Raw genomic sequence first — 13,129 nt, forward strand, 5'->3', positions numbered from 1 at the left:
ACGTTCCCCCTCGAAGCGCTCAGTAAGCGCTCAGCTTGACGAAAGGGACGGCTCAGCCAACTCACACACTCTTTCGAGTGAACATCCGAAGTCGTTTCACCCTCCCCGGCTCGCTGCGCCCCCCACCCCTGCTGGAGACCTGCCATGACCGTGAGCACGACGACCGCTCCCCGGACCCCGGCGCCGCGTCCCCGTCCCGCGCGGCCGACCTGTCCCGTGGTCCCGAGGTCCTCCACGCGCCGCGCCCGGGTCGACGTCGAGATCGTCATCCCGGCCTACAACGAGGCGGCGCGGCTCCCGAGGACGCTGCGCGACACCGTCGACTTCCTCGCCGACCGGCCGTGGACCTCGCGGATCGTGGTGGTCGACAACGGCAGCGTCGACGAGACCGCCGCGGTCGCGCGCGCCGCCGTCCGCCCCCGCGGGCGCGTCGACCTCACGGTCATCGGCTGCTCACGGCCGGGCAAGGGCAGCGCCGTGCAGCGCGGGCTGATGACGAGCGGATCCCAGTTCGTCGGGTTCTTCGACGCCGACATGGCCACCCCGGTCGAGACCCTCGAGGCGACGGTGCGGGCGCTGCAGGACGGTGCCGTCGCCGTGATCGCCTCCCGGCACGCGCCCGGCGCCCGGTTCGTGCAGCCCCAGCCGGTCGGCCGTCGCCTCGGCGGCTCGGCCTTCCGGGCGCTGACCCGCAGCCTGGTCCCCGGCGTCCACGACACCCAGTGCGGCTTCAAGTTCTTCGAGCGGCGCGCCGTGCAGCGTGCGGTGGCTCGCTGCCGTACGACCGGCTTCGCCTTCGACGTCGAGCTCCTCGCGCAGATCCAGCGTGACGGCGGCGCGATCGTCGAGCTGCCCGTGGCGTGGACCGACCACGCCGGCTCCACCTTCCATCCCGTCCGCGACGGCATCCCGAGCTTCGGCGCCGTCCTGAGCCTGAGGAGCTCGCTCTGATGTCCGCCCCCCACCGCTCCCCTGTCGCCGCGCTGGATGGCCGGCACATCCTGGTGCTGAACTGGCGCGACGTCCGCCACCCGCAGGCCGGCGGCGCCGAGCTCTACATGCACCGCATCGCGACGCGCTGGGTCGCCGCGGGTGCGCGGGTCACCTGGCTCGCTGCGCAGCCCGAGGGGGCGTCGTGCAGCGAGGTCGTCGACGGCGTGGAGGTCCACCGCGCCGGCGGCGCCCTCACCCTGTATCCCCGGACCGCCCTGAGGCTGCTGGGCCGCCGCTTCCGCGACGTCGACCACGTGGTCGACTGCCAGAACGGGATCCCGTTCTTCTCCCCGCTGTTCGTCGCCACCGGCGTGCCGATCGTGCAGCTCGTGCACCACGTGCACCAGGACCAGTTCGCCACTCGCTTCGGGCCGGTGCTCGCCGCGGTCGGCCGGTTCCTGGAGGGCCGCGCGGCCCGGCGCGTCTACGGGCTGCGTCCGATCGCAGCCGTCTCTCCCTCCACGAGGCAGGAGCTGCGTCGGCGCCTGCGGTTCCGCAGCGCGATCAGCGTCGTGCCCAACGGCACCGCGCCCGTGCCCGACGTGCGGGGCCCGCGCGACCCCGACCCCACCCTCGCCGTGGTCAGCAGGCTCGTCCCGCACAAGCGGATCGACCTCCTGCTCGAGCAGCTCGTGGCCGTGGCGGCCGCGGTGCCGGGCCTGCGCGTCGACGTCGTCGGCGACGGGCCCGAACTGCCCCGCCTGCGCGCCATGGCCGACGAGCTCGGGCTCGGCGGGACGGTCACCTTCCACGGGTACCAGCCCGACGCCGTGCGCGACGAGGTGCTGGGCCGGGCCTGGCTCACGACCGTGACCTCCGCCGCGGAGGGTTGGGGGTGCTCGGTGGTGGAGGCGGCCGGCCTCGGCGTCCCGACGGTCGCCGTCCGCGTCCCGGGGATCCGGGACTCGGTCGTCGACGGGAGCACGGGCTGGCTGGTCGACGACGAACGCGAGCTGGGCGAGGCGATGATCCGGGCGCTGCGGCTGCTCGCCGACGAGTCGGCCGCGGAGCGCGTGACCGACGCGTGCCAGACCTGGGCGCGCTGCTTCACGTGGGACCGCAGCGCCGGCCTGCTCGCCGCGGTGCTGGTCCAGGCCGCCGACGGCACACCTGCTCCGGGTGACCGCAGCGCCCGGTCCGACATCACGACGGTGGCCCGGTTCCGCCGCCCGGCGGGCTGGACTGGCGCGGGGCTCCGCGTCACCGACGAGGCGCGTGACGACGGCGAGGTGGTCAGCCTGCTCCTGCACGGGTGCGACGAGGTCGACGCGGCCGGGACGCTGCAGCGACTGGGCGTGGACTCGGCCGAGCTCCGCCTGGCCGACCGCTACGACCTCCTCGCCGGTCCCGCGGGCGTCCCGGTGGCTCCCCTGATCGACCCCGTGACCGACGCGGCGGGCGTCTGACGTCCGTGGGGTGCCGGCTCAGCCGGTCGCCCCGCGGATGTCGCGCACTGTGATCACTCCGAGGCTGCGCCCCTCGGACCGGAACACCACCGGCCCCTGCTCCGCGATCCGCAGGAACTCCTCGTCGACGTCGCTGTAGCCCTGGCGGACGAGCTCAGAGACGAGCAGCACGTACTCGACGTCGTTGTCGCGCAGCTCAGCGCCGGTCTCCCAGCGCCCGACGCGGACCTCCCGCAGCACGAACTGGGTGGTCTCGTCGGTCACCGCCAGCGTGCTGCCCTGCGGCAGCTCCACCGTGGCCCAGGCGAGGAAGCGCCCGTAGGCGTCGTCCGGGACGGTGTGCACCCGCCACCAGACCACCGCGTCGACGCCGACCGCGATCACCAGCGCAGCGACGAGCGCCGCACCGAGCCGTCGCCCCAGCGCGGGTGACCGGCGCCCCGAGCGGTGCCGGGCCGCCGGCTCGCCGGGCCGCACCAGCAGCACTCCCGCGGTCGCGACCAGCGGCACGGCGGTGACCACGAGCAGGTAGAACATCTGCTCCTCGAGCGTCCCCAGCGTCACGGCGTACGCCAGGTGCGCCGTCGCCCCGGCCGACCACGCCACCAGCAGGACCACGCCGGGCCGGACGTCGTGGGGTACGTCGTCGCGGCGCAGGCGCAGGACGAGCCAGGCCAGCGCGAGCAGCCCGAGCCCGATCACCGCATAGGTCACCGCGAAAGAGGCCAGGTTGGCCAGCACCCGCTCGACGAGCCCGACCCCACCCTCCTGGTTGAACCCCGTGATCTGGGTGAGTCCGAGCAGGCGGCTCACACCGCGGGTCTTCTGGGCGAACCACTCACCGGCCTGCCCCGCGAACACCAGAGCGAGGACGTACGCGGCGTAGCCCGCGAGGGCGGTGCCGAGGACGAGGCCGGAGGTGCCGCGGCGGACCGGCGTGCCCGCCACGAGCAGCCCGGCGACGGGGAGCACGCCGACGAACGCGTAGGTCTCCTTCGTCAGCAGCGAGACCAGCAGCAGGAGCCCCGCGGCGACGGCCGCCACCACTGCGGAGCGGCCACGTCGCTCCCGCTCGACCACGATGTGCAGCACGAGGAAGCCCGCCGCTGCCGCAGCCATCGCCTGCGCCTCGAGCAGCACGCGACTGTCGAAGCGGATGAGGAAGGGCTCCAGCGCCAGCAGCACCCCGACCGCGGCCGCGGCGGCGGTCGAGCGCGTCACGCGGTGCACGAGCAGCGCGACCAGCCCGGGCGTCAGCGCCCCGATCGCCGCGGGCACCGGGCGCAGCGCGACGACCTGCGCGGCGATGTCGGCGTCGATCCCGATCCAGGTCATCGCCAGTGCGAGGGTGCCGAACAGCGCAGGCGGATGCAGGAAGAAGGGCTCGCCGTAGAGCAGGACGCCCTGCCCGAGTGCGACGGTCCGGGAGATCTCGGCGTACGTCACCTCGTCGATGAACAGCTCGTAGGACTCCCTGACCCGCCACAGCCGCAGCGCGCCCGCGAGCACCACCACCGCGAGGGCGACGGCCGCGCCGACCGCGGCAGAGCTCCGCCCCCGAGAGGGCGCGCCGCGCGGTTCCACGGCCGGCCCGGCCGGTGCGTCTCCCCTCGCCGTCACCGCGCCTCCGTCGCCCCGGACGCCGCTCGCGGAGCCAGCAGCTCCTCGTAGAGCGCGGCGTAGCGCGCGGTCATGCCGTCGGCGGAGAACTCCCGGCGGACCAGGTCCAGGCCGGCCTGCGCCATCGCGTCCCACCGGCCGGGCCCATCGAGCAGATCGAGGACGGCCCCGGCCAGCGCCGCGACGTCGCCGGCAGGCACGCGGGTCGCGGCGGAACCGAGAGCGGCCATCTGCGGCAGGTCGCTGACCACCACCGGACGCCCGGTGGCCATCGCCTCCAGCACCGTCAGCGGGACGTCGGCCTTGCCGTGCAAGTGCCGGGCCGGCAGCAGCAGGACGTCGACACCGGCGACCGCCGCCGGCATGTCGGGGGTGCGGCCCTGCACGACGACGTCGGTGATCCCCGCCGCACGTGCCCGCTCGCGCAGCCGCTCGGCCTCCCGGTCCTCGTCCTGGCCCGGGCGGGGCCGCATGAGGAACAGCGCGGAGAGCGGTCGTCCGCTGCTCGCGACCGAGCCGAGCGCCGCCACCGACTCGTCCACACCGCCGCCGGGGTCGTAGTGCCCGGCGAACGCCACGACGGGCAGCCGTCCGGCCGGACGCGGGCGGGCGGACCACCGGTCGAGGTCGATCCCCGGCGGGATCAGTCGGACGTCGGGGAAGCCGGCGTCGCACAGCATCTGCTCGGTCGAACGGGACAGCGCCACGGTCGTGCCGAGCGGGGTCACCCCGGCGAGCCGGGCGGGATCCTCGACAGCGGGGACGGTGTGCAGCGCCGGCCGGCGCCGCCCGCCCAGCACCCGCTCGCGAATCCGGGTGAACGCACCGAACGCGGGCCCGATCGTCATCACCGCGTGCAGCAGGTCGCTGCGCGGCTCCAGGGCCAGCGCCCAGGCCGCGGCCTGAGCCCGTTCCGCCCGTCCCGGCATCCCGGACGGCGACAGCAGCGGGATGCGCCGCCCGCCCGAGAGCGGCTCGCGGCCGCGGCCGCCCACCCGCCCGAACCACGTGAACCGGAACTCGGGCAGCCCGGAGGCGATCGCGACGGACAGCTCCTTGTCGGCGCCGTCGCGCGCGTCGATCGGGTGGCTGGTGAACAGCAGCACACGCCTGCGGTCCGCGGTCATCGGCGGTTCCCTCGCTGGTCGATGGATCGAGTGGTCAGTACGGGGAGGGCGGCGGAGGCCGCCAGTCGTCCCGCTCGACGAGCGCCGCGTAGTCCTCGAGGGTGGCGTTCCCGTCTTCGCCGAGGTCCTCACCGCCCATCCAGAACATCCCCTCGAGGCCGAGGTCCCGCACGCGGTCGCCGCACCGGCGGAGCTCGGCGGCGTCGTTGCCGCCGGTGTTCTCCCCCCACACCCCCAGCCGGTGGCGGCGCGCCAGCCCCGCCAGGTACACGCCGGGACTGGTGAAGCCGTCGTCGGCGCCCTGGTCCGGGGGGTCCAACCAGGTGCTGCACACCGCTACGCCCTCGACCTCGCGCAGCAGGGGCAGCTGGCGCTCCCAGTCGACGCCCTGGGTGAGGGAGTCGCGCCGCTCGCCCGGGGTCGTGCCGGTGAGCCCGCCCGCGACCGCGGCGTCGACCTCACCGGGACGCACGCCCCAGGAGGGGAGCAGCACGATCAGCCGGGGCTCCGGGCCGAAGTACCGGCGGTAGACGTCGAGCTGCCAGCGCCCGTAGCCGGCGAGCGCGTCGAGGTACCAGTCGAGGAACACCCGAGCGTCGTCGGGCGCACCCGAGCCGGGGCGGTAGCCGGGGAGCGGTGAGGCGGTGAGCGCAGCCGGCCCGAAGGCCCAGAAGGTGTTGCGCGGCTCGTCGCGGCCGCCCGTCGGGTAGTGCAGCTCGCCGCGGGTCAGCCCGCCCACCCGTATCCCGGCCGGTTCGAGTGCGGAGAGGCGCTCGCCGAGCCGCTGGAGGTAACCCTCCTGCGCCGCCCGGACCTCGGGGTTGAAGACGGCGTCCACCACGTCGTCGCCCGACCCGCCGGTCCACTCGCGGCCGTCCTGGTCCACGAACCGCGAGCCGGGCAGGTCGGCGACCCATGCGGGTGGGTACTGCAGCCCCGCGCCGAGCGCGACCTGGAGGCCGGCGTCGCGGGCGCGGCGGTGCCGGTCCTCGATCTCGCGCAGGTACACCTCATCCAAGCCCGGGCCGGACGGCTCGGCACTGCTCCAGGTCAGCGAGAGGGTGACGGCGTCGAGCCCCGCCTCCCGCAGCTCCTCGTAGCGGGCGGGGTCGGCCTGCAGCAGTCCGAACACCGGCCGGGGCAGCGCCGCCGGGTCCCACGGCCGGGTCGGCCCCGTGTAGAGCGAGCGGCCGACGCCGCCCACCGCGAGCACCCCCGCACCGACCAGCCCGGCCCCCAGCACCTGCCGGCGGGTCCAGCCGCGGTCGCTCACGGCCGCTCCGGCGGAGCAGCGACGGCGGGCCGACCGGCGGCTGCCACGTAGACCGCCTCCTGGCGCTCGGCCACCTCGTCCCAGTCGTACCGCCGGGCGTGCTCGCGCCCGATCGCGCCGGCCCGGGCGATCCGTCCGGTGTCGCCTGCCAGCCCGACGACGGCCTCGCCGAACGCGGTGACGTCGAACGCCTCCACGAGGACGCCCGCGCCGGGGACGACCACCTCGCGCAGCGAGGGGATCTCGAACGCCACGACGGGCGTTCCACAAGCCAGCGCCTCCGCCGCCACGATCCCGAAGGTCTCGTACCGCGACGGCATGACGACCAGTCGCGCGCCGGCCAGCAGGCGCAGCTTGTCGGCGCCGTCGACCCGTCCCGCGAAGACCACCCGATGCCCGATACCGGCGCGGTCGACGAGTCGTTCGACGGCGCGACGGTCGGGCCCGTCGCCGGCGAGCACGATCCGCCCCGGAAGGCGGTCGACGACGGGTCCGAGGGCCTCGACGAGCATGTCGAGACCCTTCTGCGCGATCTCCAGCCGACCCAGGAACACGACGTCGTCCCCGCGGGGCACGTCGACCGAGAACGCCTCGACGGGCACCCCGTTGGGGATGACCTCCACGCGCGCCGACGGGTTGCCCTCGCGCAGGCGCTCGGCGAGGTCCTCCGACATCGCGACGAACCGGCCGTGGCGCCGGACCCCTGCGGCCTGGACCCGGTGGAACGGCAGGTGGTACTGCCGCGACTTGCCCTCCGCGTCCAGCCACTGCACGACCGCGACGAGCGGGCGACGGCACCAGATCGCGGGCAGCACGCTGCCGATCGGGGCGGCGAAGTCCTCGACCACGACGTCCGCGGCCCGGCGGCGGGCCGCGAACGGGAGGGCGGCGAAGTAGCTGAGGATGCCACCCCAGTACCCCAGGGCCAGTCCCACCGGTACGTAGCGGACGCCGTCCTCGACCCGTGCCCGCGCGCCCCGGTAGCGGCTCACCAGCACCGTGACGTCGTGCCGGCGGGCCAGCCGCGCGTTCACCTCGCGGGTGCGCACCGCACCGCCGCCGCTGCCGGGCTTCCGCCAGTCCTCGAACCCGAGGTGCAGGATGCGCAGGCGCGGCCGCTCGTCCACGGGCGCACTCCCTTCCGCCGCTCGATCGGCCAGGGCCTGTGAACCCCGGGGCATCCGCCCCAGCACCCGAAGGGCGTTCAGTCCGCCGACTGTACCGGCGACGACCAGCCAGAGCAGGAGGTGCTCCCGCAGGAGGAGGAGGGCGACGAGCAGGAGGGCGCACCCGAGCAGGACGGCCGCGGGCGGGCGGAAGGCGCGCGGCCACACCGCGGACCCCGACACGACGAGCAGCACGAGAGTCGCGGCGGCCCCGACCGCCGCCCCGACCGCGAGACCGAGGACACCGCCCCACAGGTTGCCGAGCAGCAGTGCGCCGACGTAGACAGCCAGCCCGGCGAGCTGGGCGCGGACCGCGGAGGCGAAGCGACGCTGCGCCTGGAACGCGGTCGTCGTCAGGTTGACCGCACCGATGAGCAGTCCCCCGACCGCCGTGACGGGCAGGAGGGCGGCCAGCGCGCGGTACTCCGGCGGGAACAGCAGCCCGACGAGCTCACCGGGCATGGCGAGCAGCGCGACCGTGTACGGCAGAACGAGCGCGAGGTAGAGCCGCAGCGCCGTGCGTACGAGCGCGGCGCCGCCCGTCTCGTCCCGCGCGAGCATCGGGAACACGGCGACCGCCACAGCGCCGGCGAGGAACAGGGGGACCCGCGAGAGGATCATCGCGGCCTGGTAGCTCGCCGCACCGGCGTCGTCGGCGAGCACGGCGACCAGCACGAGGTCGGCCGTCGCCAGCGCCGACACCAGCACCTGGACTCCCGCGACCCCTGCAGCGGAGCGCCACAGGCGGCCGAGTCGCAGAGCGCCCGCCGCCGGGCGCAGGTCGGACCCCATCAGGAACGCACCGGTGACGATGACGAGCAGCGACCCGATGGCGAACCCACCGAGCGCTCCGGTCGCGCCGAGCCCCGCCAGGACCAGGATCAGCCCGGCCACGATCTTCAGCACGGCATCGCCGGTACGAACGACGCCGAGCAGAGCGAACCGCTGCCCGCCCTGCAAGAAGCCCGACGTGGTGGAGGACAGGAACACCAGCCCGCCCGCGGCGGCGACGACGAGCGCAGGCCCCGGCGGCGCGAAAGCCGAGGCGATGACGAACAGCACACCCCCGCCGCCGACCGCCAGCGTCGTGTTCATGGCCAGCGCGAACGTCACCGCCCGCCGCCGCTCGAGCGGGGTCTCCGCCCCGGCCAGCGCCTGTGCGAGCACCCACGGCACAGAGGTGTTGGCGACCGAGCCCGCGGTGAGCAGCAATGCCTGTCCCGCGGCGAAGACGGCGAAGTCCTCGACGTCGAGGGCTCGGGTCAGGCCGAGGGAGTACAGGTAGTTGAGCAGCCCGACGCCGACCGTCGCTGCTGTCAACCACCGCGCCCCGCCCACGAGCGACACCGTCGTGGCGCGCGGACCGCCAGTCGTCGTCACCCAGCCGCCGAGCCGTAGCGTCCCGTCACGGACGCCATCGTTCACCGCCGCAACTCCGCTCGCAGGACCGGCCCCTCGACCCGACCGGAGTGGGAGGCCGCGTATGTCGTACGTGCAGCAACGCTGACGACCCTTCCGGACGCGCTGCAGCCGAGTGTCGGCAGCGGCGCCGGCGCCCCGGCGGTTCATCATGTCCGAGCGATGGCCGAGGCCGTTGTCGTGGCTGAATTTGACTGTCAGGCGGACTGCAGCGTCGGGGATCGGGAGGTGCGATGGCTTCGAAGCATCGCCGCCGCCTGTCATCTATCCGCCATGTCGCCACGCCCACTCCCCATCGCGTCGGACTGCGGACACTGTGGGTCGGGCTCATCGGATCGCTCCTGTTGTACGCCGCCCATCTACCGGTTGCTCCTGGCGCTTCGTCGCGCTTCGTACCGGATGTGATCCTCTACAACGTCCTGTACGTCTGCGCTGCCGGCCTGTGCTGGTGGGCTCACGCCGCGACGTCGGGTGAGCGGTGGGCCTGGCGGCTGATCGCTCTCGGGCTGGTGCTGTCCACGGCGGGCAACATCTGGTTCTCGCTCTTCGTCTCCTCCGGCCTGCTCACAGCTGTACCGTCCGTGAGCGACGCGCTCTACCTCGCCTTCTATCCGCTGGTCAACGTCGCGGTGGTACTTCTGCTGCGAGCCCGTGTCCGCCCGGTGGCCGCGGTGTGGCTCGACGGCCTCGTCGTGGGCTTCGGCGCCGGCGCGGTCGCCGGCGCGTTCCTCCTCGCGCCGCTGCTGCAGCTCGGTCGAGCGGTCAGCGCCGAGGTCGTGACCGTGCTGGCCTACCCCGTCGCGGATCTGGCACTGCTGATCGTGCTGCTCACCGCGGCGGGAATCACCGGGCTGCGGATGGACGCCCGGTTGGGCTGGCTCGGCGTCGGGCTCGCCCTCAACCTCGGCGCTGACACCGCCTACCTGTTGCTCGACATCACCGGCGACTATCGGGAGGGCGGGCCGTTGGACCTGGTCTGGCTGCTCGCCGTCACCATCACTGCTGTGGCCGCGCGGATGCGGGACAAGCCGGTCGAACACACCCCGCCGCTCGGTGCCGGTCCCCGCCACCCGGTGGGGTGGTACGCGGTGGCCCTGCCCATGACCGCCAACCTCGCCGCCCTCGGCGTGCTGCTCGCCGGGTTCGGCCACGACCTGCCCGTCCTGGCAGGCGTGCTTGCAGGCGCCTGCATCCTGACCGCCACCGCGCGCACCGTCGTGACGGTCCAGGAGCTGCGCGCCCTTCCGCAGGCCCGCCGCGAAGCACGCACGGACCCTCTGACCGGGCTGGCGAACCGCCGAGGCCTGCACGAGGAATGCGTCCGCCTCCTCGACCACCCCGACGCGACACCGGTCACGCTGCTGCTGCTCGATCTGGACGGGTTCAAGGACATCAACGACACTCGCGGACACGAGGCGGGCGACCGGCTCCTCGTCGAGGTCGCCGACCGCCTGACCGGAGTCATGCGCCGCGACGACCTGCTCGCCCGCCTCGGCGGCGACGAGTTCGTCGCGCTCCTTCCCGCCACCCCCGCCTCGGTGGGCACCCGCATCGCCCACCGCATCCACGAGGCCCTGTCCGTACCCGTCGAAGATGCTCGCACGGAGGGGCTCGTGGTTCACGGCAGCATCGGCATCAGCACGAGCACCCCCTCCACGACAACCACGGCGGAGCTGCTGCGTGCGGCTGACCGAGCGATGTACCGGGCGAAGAAGACCCCGGCAGGCGTCGCAGTCGCAGATCTGGCCACAGCGACCCCGGTCGACTGGGTTCATCCGCACGGTCGGCGTCGTGAGGCCACCATGCGTGGCTGGCCGGTCCCGGCCCGTCATCGATGAACCGCCTTGGTAGCGGGCGTTGATCGACCCGACCGCGTAGGTCGAGCAGATGGCCCTGCGGATCTCGACATCGTGGCCGACGAACAGCACGAACTCCGACAGCCCTGAGCGCCGCAGTGCCCGGATCTCCCAGGTAGAGGGAAACCTCGGCCGACCTCGGCTCGGCGACGACTCCGGTTGACTGTGCAGACCGGGCAGTGGTCCTCAGACGCTGTCTCAGGAGCTGGCGTGTCGGTCCTGTCCGGAGCTACGACTGTTGCTGATCATGGTCGTCGACGGCGAAGCGATCGTGTGTGTGGAGCGGTCGGTTGGAGACGCGCAGTGGGAGCTGATCGAGCTCTGCTTCACCATCCCGGGTATCCCACCTCGATCTGTCAATCTGTGTCGCGATCTGCCGTAGCCCCTCGAACAGGACCGCGTGCCTGGTGCCGGTGTCCTGCGCCCAGTACTGGAACTTCAGCAGCTCGATCTGCAGCTGGTACTTCTGCTCCTCGTAGACGTCGCGGTCGAGCCGCTCGTCGTAGGGGTAGTCCTCACGCCAGGTCTCGACGGGATCCCCACTGGGGTCGATCAGGTCAGGGTCCGAGGTGCTCGTCGTGGCGCACGCTGTAGCCCTCGCGCAGCAGCTGCTCCAGGTACTCCCGGAAGTTCTCACGTACCACCACGGAGTCTCCAGTCTGATCACCAGATCGTCGTCCGCGCCTGCCCGAGACGTGCTACTGAAAATGCGGCACGTTCGGCTCGTTGAGGGCGTCGATGACGCGTCGGCGCATCGTCGGGTGCATCACCAGCGCGTCGAGCCGGTCGACGGGCACCCAGGCCGCCTCGCACGTCTCGTGACCGTCCGGATGTAGTTCGCCGTCGACGGGCAGGGCGTGGAAGCACACCGCGAACTGCTGGCGCGCCTCCCCTGACTCCGGGTAGACGATGATGTGCCCCGGATCGGTGTACAGCCCGGCCAGCCGGGTCACCTTCACCGTCACCCCGCTCTCCTCGGCCACCTCCCGCTCCGCGGCCGTCGGCGCGGACTCGCCGAGGTCGACCCGCCCACCCGGCAGCTCCCAGTGCCCGTTGTCGGCCCGGCGCACCAGCAGCACCCGGCCGGCGTCGTCGCGCACGACCGCGAACGCGCTGGGCGCCAACGAGTTCGACGTCGGCGCATCCGGGTCGTGGTAGTACTCCTCTCGCATCCCACCAGTCTGACGCGCGCCTGCCGGGTCGGCAGCGTCCACCGGACGTCGCGCCGGGTGACGATCCGGCCCCTCGCCTTGCGTCGGCCGCCACCATGGACGCATGGCGAAGTACACGGTCAACGACGCCGCCCTCGCTCACGCCCACGCGCTCATCGGCGCCCGCCGGTACGTGCTGCGCAGCAACTGGGGCGAGGTGCAGCCCCGCGCCGCTGACGGCACCCGGTACCTCAGGAACCACAGCTGGGCGGAGTACGGCGCCTGGCACCTCGGCCTCACCGACGGCGCGGCAGAGGAGACGAAACGCCGCTACGCGTTCGTCCTCGGCGACTTCCGCCGACTGCACCGCATGGCCATCATCGCCTGCCACTACCGAGCCGCGGAATGGGGACACAAGGACATCGCACCCCGTGCGAAGCGCTCGATAGGGCGAAGGTGACGATCCGGACACGAAGCACCGAGCTCCCCGCCCTGCGGCGATGCGGCGCGACACTGCCTGGGTACGCACGGGCCATGCGGAGTATTCGAACCACCCCGAGTCACCGCGCATCCGTCGCGGTGGTGATCTGCTGCACCGCCGCACTCACCGGCTGCGGCGCGGGCCAGCAGGCCGCCACGGCGAACCAACTGACGTCCTCACCGGGATCGGTCGCAGCGGTGGGGTCGCTGCAGGTTCGCGACGCGCAGATCGCCTGGTCCGGCGCAGTGCCCGGCGACGAGGTCTACGCGGTGGGCGAGGACGCACCGCTGCAGCTCACCATCGTCAACACCACCGACGCCGGACCGGGCGGCGCCGACACCCTGGTCTCGCTGTCCAGCCCGATCGCCTCATCCGGGCTCATCGTCGGAGACGCCACCATCCCCGACGGGAACGTGCTCACCGCGGGCTACGACCAGCCGGTGGCGTCCACCGTCACCGAAGGCGCCCGCGAGGTGGAGCTCACCCTGCTCGACCTCACCACCCCCGTGCGCGCCGGCATGACCTACCCGGTGGTGCTCACCTTCGCCGACGCCGGCGAACTGCGCCTGCAGATCGGCGTGGAGAACCCGTCGATCCTGCCACCCCGAGCCGGCGACGACGCCTAGCCCGATCTAAG

At 73.4% G+C, this 13,129-nt stretch carries 11 protein-coding genes; 5 read left to right on the top strand and 6 right to left on the bottom strand.

The features are described from left to right. Window positions 1-216 precede the first annotated feature (216 nt). Window positions 217-951 (top strand): glycosyltransferase, encoded by a 735-nt coding sequence (locus HOP40_RS27365; protein ID WP_240157303.1) that lies wholly within the window; start codon window positions 217-219, stop codon window positions 949-951. After that, a complete protein-coding gene (locus HOP40_RS27370) occupies window positions 951-2,399 on the top strand; it encodes a glycosyltransferase family 4 protein (protein WP_172163926.1) in 1,449 nt (482 codons plus the stop codon). Before HOP40_RS27365 ends, HOP40_RS27370 begins: the two co-directional genes overlap by 1 nt. Window positions 2,400-2,417: 18 nt before the next feature. Here HOP40_RS27370 and HOP40_RS27375 read toward each other — a convergent pair whose 3' ends face one another. The 4 genes from HOP40_RS27375 to HOP40_RS27390 are packed head-to-tail and all read right to left on the bottom strand — an operon-like array spanning window position 2,418 to window position 8,923. Then, window positions 2,418-4,019: a phospholipid carrier-dependent glycosyltransferase gene (locus tag HOP40_RS27375; RefSeq protein WP_172163941.1), complete on the bottom strand. Its 1,602-nt coding sequence runs from the start codon at window positions 4,017-4,019 to the stop codon at window positions 2,418-2,420. Next, complete coding sequence (locus tag HOP40_RS27380) at window positions 4,016-5,146, bottom strand: glycosyltransferase family 4 protein (RefSeq protein WP_172163944.1); 1,131 nt, start codon at window positions 5,144-5,146, stop codon at window positions 4,016-4,018. Before HOP40_RS27380 ends, HOP40_RS27375 begins: the two co-directional genes overlap by 4 nt. Window positions 5,147-5,180: 34 nt before the next feature. Next, a complete protein-coding gene (locus HOP40_RS27385) occupies window positions 5,181-6,419 on the bottom strand; it encodes a hypothetical protein (RefSeq protein ID WP_172163947.1) in 1,239 nt (412 codons plus the stop codon). After that, window positions 6,416-8,923 (bottom strand): glycosyltransferase, encoded by a 2,508-nt coding sequence (locus tag HOP40_RS27390; protein WP_172163950.1) that lies wholly within the window; start codon window positions 8,921-8,923, stop codon window positions 6,416-6,418. Before HOP40_RS27390 ends, HOP40_RS27385 begins: the two co-directional genes overlap by 4 nt. Window positions 8,924-9,237: 314 nt before the next feature. Here HOP40_RS27390 and HOP40_RS27395 point away from each other — a divergent pair, with 314 nt between their 5' ends. Next, the gene (locus tag HOP40_RS27395; RefSeq protein ID WP_172163953.1) at window positions 9,238-10,842 is read left to right on the top strand and encodes a GGDEF domain-containing protein; all 1,605 of its coding nucleotides are present in this window, start codon (window positions 9,238-9,240) and stop codon (window positions 10,840-10,842) included. Between the two features lie 247 nt (window positions 10,843-11,089). Here the strand turns inward: HOP40_RS27395 and HOP40_RS35620 are convergent, their stop codons facing one another. Both HOP40_RS35620 and HOP40_RS27405 read right to left on the bottom strand, forming a co-directional pair. Then, on the bottom strand, window positions 11,090-11,527 hold the full coding sequence (locus HOP40_RS35620; protein ID WP_205346942.1) for a hypothetical protein: 438 nt from the start codon (window positions 11,525-11,527) through the stop codon (window positions 11,090-11,092). Window positions 11,528-11,558: 31 nt separating this feature from the next. Continuing rightward, window positions 11,559-12,032, bottom strand: a complete 474-nt coding sequence (locus HOP40_RS27405; protein WP_172163956.1) for an NUDIX domain-containing protein — start codon at window positions 12,030-12,032, stop codon at window positions 11,559-11,561. A gap of 103 nt (window positions 12,033-12,135) precedes the next feature. Between HOP40_RS27405 and HOP40_RS27410 the strand changes: the two genes are divergently transcribed. After that, window positions 12,136-12,471: a hypothetical protein gene (locus HOP40_RS27410; protein WP_172163959.1), complete on the top strand. Its 336-nt coding sequence runs from the start codon at window positions 12,136-12,138 to the stop codon at window positions 12,469-12,471. Further along, on the top strand, window positions 12,468-13,118 hold the full coding sequence (locus tag HOP40_RS27415) for a copper chaperone PCu(A)C domain-containing protein (protein WP_172163962.1): 651 nt from the start codon (window positions 12,468-12,470) through the stop codon (window positions 13,116-13,118). Before HOP40_RS27410 ends, HOP40_RS27415 begins: the two co-directional genes overlap by 4 nt. Window positions 13,119-13,129 lie beyond the last annotated feature (11 nt).

The organism is Pseudonocardia broussonetiae, from assembly GCF_013155125.1.
Classification (GTDB): domain Bacteria; phylum Actinomycetota; class Actinomycetes; order Mycobacteriales; family Pseudonocardiaceae; genus Pseudonocardia; species Pseudonocardia broussonetiae.

Excerpts from the sequence above, each read along its gene's own strand:
- HOP40_RS27395 (WP_172163953.1), top strand. The coding sequence starts at position 9,238 with ATGGCTTCGAAGCATCGCCGCCGCCTGTCATCTATCCGCCATGTCGCC.
- HOP40_RS27370 (WP_172163926.1), top strand. The coding sequence starts at position 951 with ATGTCCGCCCCCCACCGCTCCCCTGTCGCCGCGCTGGATGGCCGGCAC.
- HOP40_RS27405 (WP_172163956.1), bottom strand. The coding sequence starts at position 12,032 with ATGCGAGAGGAGTACTACCACGACCCGGATGCGCCGACGTCGAACTCG.
- HOP40_RS27380 (WP_172163944.1), bottom strand. The coding sequence starts at position 5,146 with ATGACCGCGGACCGCAGGCGTGTGCTGCTGTTCACCAGCCACCCGATC.
- HOP40_RS27410 (WP_172163959.1), top strand. The coding sequence starts at position 12,136 with ATGGCGAAGTACACGGTCAACGACGCCGCCCTCGCTCACGCCCACGCG.